Source organism: Taibaiella sp. KBW10 (genome assembly GCF_003852495.1).
In the GTDB taxonomy this organism is placed as follows: domain Bacteria; phylum Bacteroidota; class Bacteroidia; order Chitinophagales; family Chitinophagaceae; genus Edaphocola.
This window is the reverse complement of sequence record NZ_QAJI01000007.1, coordinates 200,965-216,106: the sequence shown is the minus strand read 5'-3', so window position 1 is coordinate 216,106 and position 15,142 is coordinate 200,965. Positions and strand designations below refer to the sequence as shown.

Sequence of the window (15,142 nt, the reverse complement as noted above, 5' to 3'; positions counted from 1 at the left end):
AAATGAAAACGCTGTTATATTTTAAAAGGCATTTGCTACAATTATGTTGTTTGGCACTGCTGTCCGTAACCGGTACTGTTGCCTATGCACAGGGGGCATCTAAGGCCATTCGCTTTGATGGGACGGCTCAGGTCAATATGGGAGATTCGCTTTCCAAATCCATAGCCCAATCCGATTTTACAATCGAACTATGGATCAAAATCAGGAGCAATGCCTCTGATCCGGTATTTCTAGGAAATAAAAACTGGGCCAGTGGTTCCAATACAGGTATGGCCTGGTGTCGTTATGCGACCAACACCCTCCGTTTTAATTTCAGGGCAGAGGGCCGCAGCCGTAAAGACTACAACATGATCCTGGATTATGAAAAATGGAACCATATTGCCATCACGGTAAAAAGGAATGGTACCATTACTGGTTATGTAAACGGCGTGCAGAATGGCACACCGATCAGCATTGCCGCCGATTCAGGGTATACCTTACATGCAAACCTTCCCTTCAGGATTGGTGCCGATGGTAATGCTGCTTTTCCTATAGACGGAGATATGGATGAATTGAAAATATGGAATACAGTCCGTACGCCAAGCGACATCAGAAACAGTATGTGTAAAAAAATAGCCGGAACTGAAAGTGGTTTATTGGCTTATTACCGTATGGATGAAGCTACCGGAACGACTGTTACTAATCAAGCGGCCACTTCAACAGGTTTCTTCAACGGTACTTTTGTTAATACACCTTTGCGCATCGCCAGCGGTGCTGCCATCGGAGATGAAGCCGTCAATTTTTACGGAGCCTCATTTGCCGGGCAGGTTTTGAATTTAAGTTCCGCAGCCAATGGAAATGTATTGGTCAACAATATCAGCAATAGTGCTGTGGGCGTCCATTTATATAAAGTAAATGCCGTGCCGAATACCACAACAGGTATTTCCAATCCCGGTACCAATAATGTATACTATGGTGTATTCCCGGTAGTGGATACCGCCAGCTATGCGCTTGTATACGATTATACCAATTTTCCTGCAGCAAATACTTTTGAAGGCGGTATCGATCTGTTTCAACGTTATGGAATCGATTCGACTTGGATGTTATGGACTGCCCTTAAAAATACCACCAATAATACCCTGAGCAAACAAGCCATTACCGCAAGAAAAGAACTGATTATCGGAAGTTTTGTGACCTCACTGACTTGTAATACCCCTTCTGCCCTGAACGCACAAAACATAAGTACCAATAGTGCGGTGCTCGGCTGGACAACAGGCGGTTCCAACAGATGGAATATAAGTTATGGTACCGGTGCTTTTGTGCCCGGTGCAGGTGGTATCACCGTACAAAATATCAGTACCGGTAATTATCTGCTGAATAATCTGCAAAGCAATACCAGTTATCAGTTCTATGTACAGGATACCTGTGCCTCTATTTTGGGAGCCAGTGCTTGGGCAGGACCTTATACATTTACGACTGCAATTGACTATAGTACTTATGGGAGTGGTTATGCCATGCGTTTTCAAGGTACTGCGGCGAATGAACATGTAAACCTCGGTGATTCCTTATCCGGTGCTATGGGTACTACAGATCTGACCCTGGAAACCTGGATCAAGTTTAATAATCCTTCCAGCGACCCTTCTTTTATCGGGAATAAAAACTGGGCCAATGGCCAAAATACCGGCATCCTTTGGTGTTGGAACGGCGGCAATAGTTTACGTTTTAACTTTAAGCCGGTAGGGGGGACCCGCAGAGATTATGACATTACGGTGCCGGATCCTTCAGAGTGGAACCACATTGCGATGGTAATAGACAGAAGAGGCAATTTAACGGCATATCTGAACGGTGTACCTGCGGGCAGTCCGATCAATATTTCGGCCGATTCGGGTAAAACGATTGATGGTACACTGCCGATTCGCCTCGGTCAGGACGGTACCGGGGTGTATGGCCCTAAATTTAAAGGTGCCATGGATGAATTGAAAATATGGCGCAAGGCCTTATCAGCAGCTGAAATCAGGGCAAATATGTGCCAGAAAGTAAACGGAGCGGATACCAACCTTTTAGCTTATTACCGCATGGATGAACCAGCAGGTAATGTATTGACTAATCTTGCCGGTACGGGTACTGTATTCAACGGAACCTTGTTGAATAGCCCGCAAAGAATCGTTAGCGGCGCAGCTATCGGAGATACCAGTATTAATATATATCCTGCTTCTTGGAACAATGTGGGCCTAAGCTTAAACAGTAATGCCATGGGACAGTTGTCCGTAGATACAGTAGAAGCCAATGCCACAGGACTACACCTGTACCGTATGAATAATGCACCGAACTATACAAATGGCATCGTACAACCGGGTGGTACCAATCAATATTTCGGGGTATTTACCGCCGGCAATAAAACGGCAAGTTATAAGATGGCGTATCATTACGGTACTTATCCGAACGCAGTAGCCAATAATGCAAACCTGCATGTGTATAACAGAAAAGCCAATGATGATACCCTGTGGATACAAACACCTGCAGTACATACGGTAGCGACCAGCATCCTGCATATACAACAACCTTTGGGTGTAAAGCATTTTGTGCTTGCTGATTTTTCGACACCAATATGTGCCACACCACAAAACGTAAGTATTGGTAATGTAGATACCGGCGCAGCGACGATCAGCTGGACTTCTACAGCAGCAGGGCATACAATAGAGTATGGCAACAGCAGCTTTACTTTAGGTTCAGGTACACAAGTTTATCCGGCAAACAGTCCAATGACCCTGACCAACCTAAATGCCGCTCAGACCTATAAATTTTATATCAAGGACTCTTGTAATGCAACAAATAGCAGTGCCTGGGTCGGACCTTTTTACTTTGCTACCCTGAATACCTGTCCGCAACCGTACAACATTACTGCAGACAGTATTACCGATGCTTCTTTGCTCGTGAAATGGCAAGATAATGGTGTGGTAACACAGGATTATATTGTGAGCTGGGGCAACCAGGGTTTTGGAAATCCGGCATTCGGCATCCAGACCAATGTAACGCAAAAGAGATACGAGCTTACATCAGCAGCTCCCAACACTGCTTATGATTTCTACATCAGAGCAAACTGTAATTCAAGCGTCCCTAACAGCGGATGGGCAGGACCGTTTACCTTTACTACTTTAGCTTGTAATCCGGCACAAAATATTGTGATGAGTAATGTGACCGCTACCGGCGCAAAAGCCAGCTGGAGTAGCACCGCCAGCCGTTGGAATGTTGTGTATGGCACTGCAGGCTTTCCTTTGGGAAGTGGCACACAAGTAGGACCACTTAGTACTGCAGAATATACTTTTGGAGGCTTAAGCAATAATACAGATTATGAATTTTACCTTCAGGATAGCTGTACTTTGGGATTGAATCCATGGAAAGGTCCTTATGCCTTCAGAACTGCGGCACCGAATGCTATTAACAATGTAGCTGCGGCTCATTTCAAACTATATCCTAATCCGGCGGCAGATCAGTTGCAAATAAAGCTTAAAGAAGCGAAAGCATCTGTGATTGTGATCCGCAATAATATGGGCATCGTGGTATTGGAAACCCGCACACAAAAAGAACAAGTAACGATCGCAACCGATGCATTACCTTCAGGTATGTATTTCGTAACGATCAGCAATGAAAGCACATCAGGAACACAAAAACTGATCATACAACACTAAGCAACTTTACCGGTATTACTGCTTTTCCTACGGGAAAGGCAGTAATACTTATTTTAAAAACAAGAGAGAAAGATGATACAAAATCAGTTTGACCTAATTGTAGTAGGCGCGGGCGCTTTGGGCGTTTTTCATGCCTACCATGCCTTGAAAGCAGGCAAGACCGTATTACTTATAGAGAAAGATAAAAGAGCACAGGAAGCTACCGTACGTAATTTTGGCCAGGTTGTGCCTTCGGGATTAGTCCCCGGGAGCGAATGGCATCAGTATGGCCGCATCGCCACAGCACTGTATAAAGAAATTCAACAGGAATTTAACATCGGGATTCGCCCTAACGGCACCTGTTATATCGCCAGTAATGAGCAGGAGATGACAGTGCTGGAAGAATTGCAGCAGAAGTTTGCAGCAGAAGATTATCAATCTTCTTTATGGACCGCAGCAGAAGCTTTAGCACATTATCCGATGCTGCAAAAAGACTATGCGGCCGGTGCTTTGTTCTTTCCACAGGAAGTTTCCGCAGAACCGGAAGTGCTGATCCATCGGGTACTGGAGTATTTGAGTTTTAAATTTGAAGACCGGTTTGTGCACCGCAATAATTGTCCGGTAGTAGATGTTGCGCAAAACGGCACAGCAGTAACCGTACAAGTATCAGACAAAAAAGAATACAAAGCAGCGCATTGTTTTATCTGCTCGGGCCGGGAGTTTAAACTCTTGTTTCCCGAAGTCTTTGCCGGTAGCGGGCTGATCGTTTCCAAACTGAATATGATGGCTACCTATCCCCAGCAGCACACAAAATTGCCCGGCAATATTCTTACCGGACTAAGCATAAGACGATACGAGAGCTTTAGCAGCTGCGACAGTTATGCCTTGTTAGATCCTGCCGAAGTGCCCGCCGATTGCGCTGCGTATGGAATCCATATTCTGTTCAAACAACGTATAGACGGTAGCGTAATCATTGGAGATTCGCATCAGTATGCTCCTATTCAGGAGCAAGACGACCTGAACATATTTTATAATGATATGGCTATAAATGAGGTGATGTTACGGGAAGCAAAGAAGATCATGCAACTCGATAATTGGGCCATAGCCCAGAACTGGACCGGTTTTTATGCCCAGCATGAAGACGAAATATTCTGCCATACCATAGGCGATCGCATTCATATTGTGACGGGTATTGGTGGTAAAGGAATGACCACAGCGGCAGGTTTTGCACAGCATCATGTGTCCGCTATACTCGGTTAAGCGTTAACCAGTCGTGTTTGCAAAAAAATTAGAAATTATAGCCTGCATGTATACCATAGTTTATCTGAAAGGGAAAGTCCCGGGTGTATGCGCGTGCTGTAATACCCGCACCTAAATTAATACGGTTTTTCCATAAACGGTAATCATAGCGAAAACCCAATAATCCGCCTATATAGCCCTCTTTCTTTGTTTGGACTTGGGCGTCTATGGGATGTCCGTAAGGTTCACCGGGTTCTGGTTCTGTCCATATAACGTTTAGGAGGTAACTGTTTGTTCCATAGGCGAAAGACAGGCCTCCGGATATAGAAAGGTGATGTTGCTTCACTTGGTATACCTGATACCGCATGCCAAGATCAAAGTAATTATATTTATTTCTGCTCGTTAGTTTTTGCACCGATTCTTTAGCCAAACCGGGACGCTCCTGTACTAAAAGCCAACCCTTAATAGGTAATTTGTTATACTGTAAAAAAGCAAACCATTTTTTATGGATATGCCTGTTGTATCCGAGGCTGGCGACATTAATCAAATCCTTTTGTTGCTCCGTTATCTGATAAAAAGTATATCCCGCGGCTCCTATTTCTATGCCGTTCTTTTGAGCAGAGCTATTGAGTGTACATAATAAAATCAAAAAGGTAAGGGAATAGTTTTTCATAGTGTATGTGATTAAATAAGGATGCTGTTTAGGGATAAACAGCATCCTTATATTTAATATTTAGATTAACGAATAATGCTTAGTTTTTTAGTCTGCATATGTCCGTTTATGTTCAGTTTTATAAGATAGATACCCTCGGTTATACCAGAAATATCGATATTAGTTTTTTCTACGCTTAATATTTCAGATTTTATGATTCTGCCTGCGAGGTCATATATCTCTAAGTTTGCTTTATCGGTGAATCCTTTAATGCTGATCGTAACCGTATTGGTTGCCGGATTAGGATAGATATTGATCGCATCAATTTGCTCCGGTAATAATTCTAATTGACCGCTTACGGGGCTCACCGGCATATTATTGGTCGGCTGCCATGGTACATCACTAAAGTGAACGACCATGCTTGCTTTGCTTACCGTTCCGTCTGCAGCAGTATACTTTGCGGAAATTTCACGGGATTCTATGCTGTTCGCGCTGTTTAAGGTTAAGGTATTACCTTGTGCCACAGCATTCCATGAAGAAGGTATATCCCATGAGTATTGGCCATTGGGATCTGATATCTCATTTAATCTTACTTTAAATACAGCGCTTTCTGAAGGTTGTAGGATAACAGGACCATCAATGTCAATCTTAAAACAAAGAGGTATGGGTACATTCAGACCTACAGCTCTAAATGCTTTCACCACTTGTTTGTGCTGTTGAGAGCAGCGGCCCCAATGCGCAACCGTGGCATGAACGGTCTGATTGGCCGCCTCCAGATATTTTACATTGCTCCACAACCACCAGTTATACGTAATGTAAGCGATATCATCGGCCGTCTCTAAACCCACTGCAGATACCGTTTGGCCACCAAAAGTACCGCCGTTTGCCAGTAAGTAAAACCATTTGCGAATTACGCCTCCCGCATTATGATAAGCACTAGCATTCCAGTATCCCGGCTCCAGGTAACGTGCAGGAGAAGGGGTAGGGATGTCGTTATGCGGATTGTCGAGATAGCGTACAAGCCAGCCGGTAGCTTCCCCAATACTCCAATCGGTAGTGCCAAGCGTATAACGCTCAATTCTATTGCCGAAAATGTCAGAATATCCCTCATTTAATGCCTTCGCTTCCAGATCTCCCAAAGAGCCCAGTGCAGAACTGGCTTTAATCATACCATGGTTATATTCATGACCCATTATGTCTAAAGCGGCCATGCTGTATCCTGCGCCACCTGCAGAGCCCGAACCGGGATAACTGCCATCATTACTCAGATAGATGTTATCATTGCCATTGGCATCAAGATAGCCGGCATTGGCGCTTGTACCCAAAATGCCGGAGGCTGCGGTTTGTACATGAACCCTTTTGCCCCCATAGTTAGTGCCCCAACGGCCATGTCTGTTAATGTAATACTCCCAGGCGCGTTCTAAAGCCCAGTGGGCAGAGGAGGCCGTTTTTGTATCATTTTCTACCCAATTGTTGTTGTTGTCTTTATTATAAGACCCCTTATTCCAGGGATTAACCCCATATTTCGTAGTGAAAATATTTCTATCTACATCATGCAGCCAAAAGTTAAAACAGCTGCCGCAACTCCTGGTTTTTATATTATTATGCCAGCCATTATACCAGGTCCATTGGGTACCCGTAGCCGTATAATCATGTTCCAGCGCATTTTGTGATGTATATAGCGCTCCCGTGTTGGCATCTACATAAACATCGGTAACAGAGGAAGGATTTAGGGCATGAATCACCACCCGGTAACAGAGCTGATAATTACGGGCATCGGCTGTATATTGCTCCCCTCGTTTTTTGGTGATGATTAAATCGGCTGTTTTCGGAAAGTTAGTCGCATCAGGGTCTCCACTTTCCGCCTTTAATTCATCTTCTAATAAAGGATCTTGCCAAAGATAGGTTGTCGCCCCCACATATTGAATGGCGGCGTCTATCGCCTGCTGTACCGGGATAATGTTACTGTTGTCTATATTGAGTTCCGTTACTAAAAAACCGTTAGCGTATTGTGCAATACCTTTGCTTCCGATCACATTGATCATGGATCCTTCTACCGGAATACCTTTATGATAATGCTCATATTTAGTGGTAAACTGACCTTGGTCTGTAACGACATTGTTGGTTTGCACCATGTCGTCATCCTGGCCCAGGCCAAACTCGGCCTTATAGATGGTGAATAGTTCGGGTAATCTTATTTTTGTAATATCGTCAAAAAAATAACTGCCCTCTCTGTAATACCTGTCCCTGAAACTATTTCCGGAGGATTGCGCTGAAGAAATACCTGGTGCAGCCATAAGGCATAAAGCAATGCCTGTAAGGGTGTAGAAAATTTTGTTCATAGTTTAAACTTTTTAGATTGTGAGCAATACGGATTTACTAATACGTCTTCTTCTAGTCACAATTTTTCTGTTTACTATGCTGGTGCATAACTCCATATGCCCAGTTTTAATAGTTGATCAAAAAATGATAGAATCAGGATTCTTCATGTATAGCGGCATCATTTTTTTGTATATATCACAAATATATGAAAATTTTAATTCCATATATTTTTTTTATTCTAAGATAAATGCGCTTTTGAATTGATGCCTTTTTTACATACAAACAGAAGAATCATGACAAGCATTTTATTGAAAAACACAATCACTTTTGGGAAACTAAAGACTTGTGTGGTTTATATCATTTATAGCGCAATTGTTTGAAGAAACTTTGTGCACCATATCGGTTTTTCACCTGTAATAAAGTGTACACACTTTATTTATTCTGGCTTCCTTCGCTTTTTGATCAGCCTTGTAAAACGGGAATTGGTAGGATATTCTCTATTCGGGGTCAGGTTATTAAAGACCAAAGCCACGATCAGCAAGATCAGGCAGCCCGATAAAACGGGGCTGAGCACATAAAAATAGCCCAGTTCCTGAACCCGGCCGGTACCGGTTACTGCAATCAGTGCTGTGGCACCACCGGGAGGATGTAAGGTTTTCGTGATCTGCATACATACGATTGATAAACTTACCGCCAAAGGAGCAGCCAGCCATATCCAATCGGGAAACAACTTGAAGATGCTTACGCCCACGATGGCAGAGATCACATGTCCGCCAATCAGGTTTCTCGGTTGCGCCAACGGACTTTGTATGGCACCATAGATTAAGACACAACTGGCTCCGAAAGAACCGATAAGGAACACATTTTCTAGTCTGGAAAACAAGAGCTTTTCCTGGAATAAGGTAATCAGTAAAATACCGGTAAAGGCCCCCAGAAAAGACCATAGATGTTCCTTCTTGTCGATCAGGGTTTCTTTGTACACCCAATACCGGGTAATCCGGGCACCTCTTTTCAATTTATCTTTCATGAATGTGATCTGTATAGGATTAAAATGTAAAAATAATATTTTCGGAATCCTGCCACAAACGGTAATTCCGGTATGAAGCAGCATTCGTCTAGGTGCGGCCTAGCGGTACGCTTGCCGGCTGCGACGCTTTATAAGTATATACGGTATAAGGCAGCAGTTTTTGAGCAACTATTTTACCCACAAAAGCGGCGATCAGGATCGGAACGAAGAGTAAGTACCCGCCCTGTACCAGGTAACAGGTAAGCGATAAAGCAGTCAAAGGCGCATGTATGGCTGCAGATAGGGTAGCGGCAATACCGATCAGGGCAAAATTAAGGACAATCAGTTGCGTATGCAGGTAATAATTGCAGGCGCTTGCAAAAAGGATACCGAGGAAAGCACCCGATACAATGCCCGGTGCAAATACTCCGCCATCGCCACCCGCACCTAAAGTGAGGGAGGCGGCTAGTGGCTTCAGCAATACCAAAGCCAGCAACATAAATCCAAATCCAAGGGTAAAGGAATATTTGTCTGTATGATGAAGCAGTTCGATAAGACCACGGTAGCTGTCTCCATACAAGTAAGGCAGCAGGAAGATCAGTCCGCCCACCAGTATTGCACCCATATTGACCCTTATAAAATTATTGCTGATCCGCGAGAAAAGCCCCTTGATCAGGATCACTATCCGGGTGAAATAAACCGCTAGCAAAGCCGATAAAATACTGAGTATGACAATAAAGGGTAGTGCCTGCAAGTGCCATTGCTGCACCGTAAAAGGTAATAAGGGTTGGGTGCCTAAATAATACATCGTCAGCCCGGAAATCAGCACAGCGCTACCACAACTGATCAGTATAGGTTTACTTACTTTTCCCGAAATAACCTCAACAGCAAAAAGTAAGCCTGCTAGAGGATTGCCAAATAAAGCAGTAATGCCTGCAGCCACCCCGGCACAGATCAATTCTTTTTTATACACCTGTGCGGCCTTTCCGTGCTGATGCGTTACCGCGCCCACAGTGGCTGTGGCCACAACCGTAGAGACTTCTATACCGGTCGAACCCCCGAAAATAACGGTTAGAAAGCCATTGATATAATGAGAGGGTATTTTAAAGAAAGGGAGGTAATTCTTTCGGGTTTCCAGTGTCGTGTAAATCTCCCTGATGCCGGTGTTCTTCTTGTTTTTAAAGGCATACTTACGGAGAAAATAAATCAGGGTAATACCGATGGAAGGTAAGAGGATATACAGCAAAGGAGCCGTATGAGATACTTTTTCGAAGATTTTATCCTGGTATGTTGCCGTAAGCGCTTTGAGAGAGCAGGCGAGGAGCGTGGCGATCAGCCCGATGAACAGGGCATAAAGGCATAATTTAAAATAGTGATGCGTAATTATTTTCTTTCTCATAATACATTAAACCGATCATATTTTTTGCAAAAGTATTGTATAAACAATATAAAATGTTAGTTATTTTTGCTTTTTAATCATTTTAATATAATATAAACAATATTATGAAGCACGTCGGTTTATGCAATACCTCTGCCTGCTTACTATGTGCTCATTGTGTTCCGGAATGGTCCGCATTGACAGCACTCAAAAAACAGACGCTGCAATTCAAGAAAGGAGCGACTTTATTTGAAGAAGGCGATCCCGTAACCGGTATGTATTTTACCCTGGAAGGAGCCCTGAAAGTGCACCGTAAATGGAATGGAAAAGAATTGATCATGCGTTGGGTAGCGGATAAGGATATTTTGGGGATCAGGGGATTTCAGGGTAAAGCGTATACGGCGACGGCCACCGCATTGGCGCCGACCACTGTGTGTTTTATTCCTAATGCCCATATTGAGGCCAGTCTGAAGGCCAATGGATCTTTTGCCTATAGTCTGATGCAGTTTTATGCCGCCGAGTTGCAAAAAACAGAGCAAAGAATGAGCGACTTCGCGCATATGCCGGTTAAGGGGCGTATTGCTCAGGCTTTGCTCGATTTTAAAAATAGGTTTGGGGTTTCTGCTGATGGTTTTATCCGCTTGTCGGTAACACGCCAGGACATTGCAGCCTATGCCGCGACCACTTATGAAACGGTATTCAAGGTTTTTGCGGAATGGGGGCTTCTTTCCCTTATCGAAAACAGCGGAAAATATATCAGGATAAAGGAAGAAAAAGTGCTTGCCGGATTTGTCGAAATAGGGTAGAATCTTAAAGGAAAGCAGTAAATTCAATTTTTGAAAGCAGTAGAAAAATTTTGAGGCTTCCTATTGGGGAAATGTGGAAAATGTTTTCTCCAACTTACGAAAAAAGAGACGATTACATGTTGTAATTTTGCAGTATCTAATTTGCGTATTCCCTTATCCCTATGGCAGCAGACAGTATTATTTTAGGTAAAATAGCCCCCGAATTTATAAAAGACGAGACCTTACCGGTATTGCTTTCCGAATCCTTTAAACAACATTCGGCAAAGGAAGCCTTTATCTTTAAGGAACGTTCGATCAGCTATGCGGAACTGGACAACTGGAGTAATGCCATTGCGCTATACCTGCAACAGCAGGGGGTGCGTGCCGGAGATACAGTAGGGGTATGGCATACCCGAAGCCTGGCTTTACCCGTAGCCATTTTAGGGATATTGAAAGCTGGAGCCGCTTATGTGCCTTTAGACCGTGAAATGCCGCAGGAGCGTATCGAGAAAGTGTTTACCGATATAAAGGTGAAGACTTATTTTTCCGATACCGATGCAGGTATTCATTGCCCGCCGCTGGCCATACCGGAAATGCCCTCAGCGCACATACCGCCGGTAGCGATCACCGCGACAAGTGCCGATTGGGCTTATGTACTCTTTACTTCGGGAAGCACAGGTACGCCAAAAGGCATTCCCATCAGCCATCATAATATTTGTCACCTTGTGCGCTCAGAACAGGATGTACTGGGTATCCGCCCCGAAGATCGGGTCTATCAGGGTTTCTCTGTTTCCTTCGATATGTGGTGTGAAGAAGTTTGGGTGAGTTTGTTTGCCGGAGCCACCATCTGGATTGCCGATGCCTTTACCGTAAAAGCGATCGATGAATTAAGCACCGTGCTTACCGATAATAAGATAACCATTCTACATGCCGTTCCCAGTATTCTCGCCATCATTGATGAGGTGCCTGCTTTGCGTATTGTGAACGCGGGCGGAGAAGCTTGTACCAAACAGGTTTTGGATAAATGGGGTACCCCCGAACGGACGTTTATAAATAGTTACGGTCCTACCGAAACAACAGTGACCTCCAACATGGCGATGATTAAAGCCGGGGCGGAGATCACGATTGGCCCGCCTTTGCCCAATTATCACCTGGCCGTAGTCGATGAACAAATGCGCATCGTACCCCGGGGCGAAAAAGGGGAAATGATCATCACCGGCCCGGGTGTGAGTAAAGGATATTTTAAGCTGCCCGAACTGACGGCCGCAAAATTTTTACCCAATCCTTTTCCGGAATTGCCCGGCGATACTTTATACAAAAGCGGTGATGCGGTTTTGTTTCGGGAAGATGGGTTTATTGAGTTCCACGGCCGTTTTGACGATCAGGTAAAGCTAAGAGGTTACCGGATCGAGTTAGGCGAAATCGAAAGCCGTATGAACCACATTGCAGGTGTGTCGTCTGCCGCAGTGGCCATACGGGAAGATAATAATGCACAGGAGCAATTAGTGGGTTATGTTGTGCTGCAGGAAGGGCTTAAGCTCGATGAGGATAAGATGCGCAAAGAACTGGCGGCTTTCCTGGCGCCTTATATGGTACCGGTGGCTATGGTGCAGCTTTCAGAAATGCCCAGAATGCCCAGCGGTAAAATAAACCGGAAAAGCCTTCCTTTACCGGAGTCTTTTAAACATACCGAAGGCCTAAAAGAAGAAATTGCCATTAACACTCAAGCCCCCATAGGCGAGCGGGTGTTGAAGGTACTCAATATTGTTTTCCCCGGAAAGGAACTCAACCTAGAGCAAGACTTTTTTACCGACCTCGGCGGGCACTCCTTGCTGGCTGCAACCCTTGTTTCTCATTTAAGACAGAAGGCAGGATTGCCCCTGGCGTCTTTAAAAGATGTTTATGAAAACCGTCCCTTAAGTGCATTCGTCGCTTGTCTGGAACAGAAGCAACAAGACCGGAAAGAGACCATCAGTGAGCCTTTTCACCGCGTGTCTAACCGGCAGTATTATTTATGTAACCTGGCCCAAACCTTAAGCCTGATAATTGTATACGGCCTGCTGGCCATCGAGATTATTTTTCCTTATCTGAGTTATTATTATCTGCTGGTAAATAACTATAATCATGTCACGGCTTTGTTCAGTGCCTTTGTTCTGTACTGTACCATTCCGCCGATTTTTGCTTTGCTCATCCTTACCTCCAAATGGCTGATCATCGGTAAGATCAAAGAAGGTGATTATCCGCTTTGGGGTTGGTATTATTACCGTTGGTGGTTATGGAAAGCAATGAAAAGGCTTTTGCCTTCACAATTTATTGTAGATACGCCTTTATATCCCCGTTATTTACGCTTGTTAGGGGTGAAAGTAGATCCCACGGCACAATTGAGTTTATTGCAAATCGGTGCCGAAGACCTGGTCACCATTGGTAAAAACGTAAGTACCAGCTCAGCTTGTGCTATTGATAATGCGACCGTAGAAAACGGCTGGCTTAAATTGAGAAAAGTACATTTGGGAGACCATGCTTATCTGGGTTCCTCTGCCATTGTCTGCGGTGGTGCCACGATAGAAGCCTATGGCGAATTACAAGACCTGAGTTGCTTGCCGGAGCACAATACGATTGGTAAAGGGGAAGTGTGGAATGGCAGCCCTGCCGTAAAAATAAAAACAGTGCCCGAGGCGGAGTTTCCGGAAATCGTGCTGGCGCCCAAAAGACGCAGAAACAAATATGCTATTGTTTATTTATGCTCCTTGTTTATCTTCCCGCTAATCGTCATCCTGCCTTTATTCCCGACCCTGTATACCTTGTATGTGTTGGACGATCATGCCAGTGATTATGACTTTTCTTATTTATGGCAAACGCCTTTCCTGGCGATGTCTTACCTCTTTATTTTTATATTGGTGATCGGAGGTATCTCCCGTTTATTACAGATAAAAATGACTCCCGGTACGTACTCCATTTATAGCTTTACCTATTACAGAAAATGGATGAAAGACCAATTGATGAATTTGTCCCTTACCGTTTTACATCCCTTATATGCCACCGTATACATTCCCATGTATTATCGCTTGCTGGGCGCAAAAGTGGGGAACAATTCGGAGATCTCTACAGCCAGCGATGTTACCCATCACCTGACCGAGATCGGAGAAGGATCTTTCATTGCAGATGCCGTCATACTGGGAGAGCATGAAGTGCGAAATGAAGCCTTGATTCTGGAAAGAACAAAAATCGGCAACAATAGTTTTGTGGGGAACAGCGGATTGATTCCGCAAGGTTATACCTTGGGTGACAATATGCTTATCGGCGTGCTATCCAAAGCGCCCACTGAGGCTCAGCAGAACGCATCAGGTGATCATGACTGGTTTGGTTCGCCGCCAATAGGCCTGCCTGCCCGTCAAAAAAATACCGACTTTGAAGCCTCTTTAACCTATCATCCTTCCCCCTTAAAAAAACTTTCTCGCGCACTTGTGGAAGGGCTACGCATCGTTTTGCCCCAAACGTTTATCATTATCTCCAGCGTTTTGTTCATTGCCTATGCACATAACTTATTGCAGGTATCTGTGGGCAAATTACTATTGCTGATTCCGGTGTACTATTTATTGTTCATGGCCATACCCTTGTTTGTGGTTACCGTTATCCTGAAATGGTTGCTGGTCGGTCGTTATAAAAAGACTGCGATGCCCATGTATAGCCTTAAGGTTTGGCTTAGTGAGGCGGTCACCACTTTCTATGAGGCGCTGTCGGTACCCTTCTTACTGGATAGCCTGAGGGGAACCATGTGGCTGCCGATATTGCTGCGCTTAATGGGGGTGAAAACAGGAAAAAAAGTATGGCTGAATACGACCGATATTACAGAGTTTGATATGGTCACTATTGGCGATGAAGCCATGCTGAATGAAGACTGCGGCCCGCAAACCCATCTTTTTGAAGACCGGATCATGAAAATTGGATCGGTGCATATTGGGGCACAAACGACTATCGGTTCCCGTACCATTATTCTATATGATAGTGTTATAGGCCAACACGTGAGTATTGAATCCTTATCGCTGGTGATGAAAGGCGAATCCCTTACCGATAACACCGCCTGGACCGGTAGTCCGGTAAAAGCAAAATAAG

8 protein-coding genes are annotated in these 15,142 nt (G+C 44.4%); 4 read left to right on the top strand and 4 right to left on the bottom strand.

Annotated elements, in window-relative coordinates; translation table 11 throughout:
- Positions 1-2 precede the first annotated feature (2 nt).
- A complete protein-coding gene (locus DBR32_RS14840; protein WP_124637164.1) occupies positions 3-3,668 on the top strand; it encodes a LamG-like jellyroll fold domain-containing protein in 3,666 nt (1,221 codons plus the stop codon).
- Positions 3,669-3,740: 72 nt separating this feature from the next.
- The gene (locus DBR32_RS14835; protein ID WP_199724525.1) at positions 3,741-4,907 is read left to right on the top strand and encodes a TIGR03364 family FAD-dependent oxidoreductase; all 1,167 of its coding nucleotides are present in this window, start codon (positions 3,741-3,743) and stop codon (positions 4,905-4,907) included.
- 28 nt (positions 4,908-4,935) lie between these two features.
- On the opposite strand, the gene DBR32_RS14830 is transcribed toward DBR32_RS14835, so the two are convergent.
- From DBR32_RS14830 to DBR32_RS14815, 4 genes are all read right to left on the bottom strand, one after another.
- Entirely contained in the window at positions 4,936-5,559 is a 624-nt protein-coding gene (locus tag DBR32_RS14830; RefSeq protein ID WP_124637162.1) for a hypothetical protein, read from the bottom strand.
- Positions 5,560-5,624: 65 nt separating this feature from the next.
- Positions 5,625-7,880, bottom strand: a complete 2,256-nt coding sequence (locus DBR32_RS14825) for a M4 family metallopeptidase (RefSeq protein WP_124637160.1) — start codon at positions 7,878-7,880, stop codon at positions 5,625-5,627.
- A gap of 416 nt (positions 7,881-8,296) precedes the next feature.
- Positions 8,297-8,887 (bottom strand): HPP family protein, encoded by a 591-nt coding sequence (locus DBR32_RS14820; RefSeq protein WP_124637158.1) that lies wholly within the window; start codon positions 8,885-8,887, stop codon positions 8,297-8,299.
- Between the two features lie 88 nt (positions 8,888-8,975).
- Positions 8,976-10,265 (bottom strand): chloride channel protein, encoded by a 1,290-nt coding sequence (locus DBR32_RS14815; RefSeq protein WP_199724524.1) that lies wholly within the window; start codon positions 10,263-10,265, stop codon positions 8,976-8,978.
- Positions 10,266-10,369: 104 nt separating this feature from the next.
- Between DBR32_RS14815 and DBR32_RS14810 the strand changes: the two genes are divergently transcribed.
- Both DBR32_RS14810 and DBR32_RS14805 read left to right on the top strand, forming a co-directional pair.
- A complete protein-coding gene (locus DBR32_RS14810; RefSeq protein ID WP_124637155.1) occupies positions 10,370-11,050 on the top strand; it encodes a Crp/Fnr family transcriptional regulator in 681 nt (226 codons plus the stop codon).
- Between the two features lie 161 nt (positions 11,051-11,211).
- On the top strand, positions 11,212-15,141 hold the full coding sequence (locus DBR32_RS14805) for a Pls/PosA family non-ribosomal peptide synthetase (protein ID WP_124637153.1): 3,930 nt from the start codon (positions 11,212-11,214) through the stop codon (positions 15,139-15,141).
- The last annotated feature ends 1 nt before the right edge of the window (position 15,142 follow it).

Excerpts from the sequence above, each read along its gene's own strand:
- DBR32_RS14830 (WP_124637162.1), bottom strand. The coding sequence starts at position 5,559 with ATGAAAAACTATTCCCTTACCTTTTTGATTTTATTATGTACACTCAAT.
- DBR32_RS14835 (WP_199724525.1), top strand. The coding sequence starts at position 3,741 with ATGATACAAAATCAGTTTGACCTAATTGTAGTAGGCGCGGGCGCTTTG.
- DBR32_RS14815 (WP_199724524.1), bottom strand. The coding sequence starts at position 10,265 with ATGAGAAAGAAAATAATTACGCATCACTATTTTAAATTATGCCTTTAT.
- DBR32_RS14825 (WP_124637160.1), bottom strand. The coding sequence starts at position 7,880 with ATGAACAAAATTTTCTACACCCTTACAGGCATTGCTTTATGCCTTATG.
- DBR32_RS14820 (WP_124637158.1), bottom strand. The coding sequence starts at position 8,887 with ATGAAAGATAAATTGAAAAGAGGTGCCCGGATTACCCGGTATTGGGTG.
- DBR32_RS14810 (WP_124637155.1), top strand. The coding sequence starts at position 10,370 with ATGAAGCACGTCGGTTTATGCAATACCTCTGCCTGCTTACTATGTGCT.
- DBR32_RS14840 (WP_124637164.1), top strand. The coding sequence starts at position 3 with ATGAAAACGCTGTTATATTTTAAAAGGCATTTGCTACAATTATGTTGT.
- DBR32_RS14805 (WP_124637153.1), top strand. The coding sequence starts at position 11,212 with ATGGCAGCAGACAGTATTATTTTAGGTAAAATAGCCCCCGAATTTATA.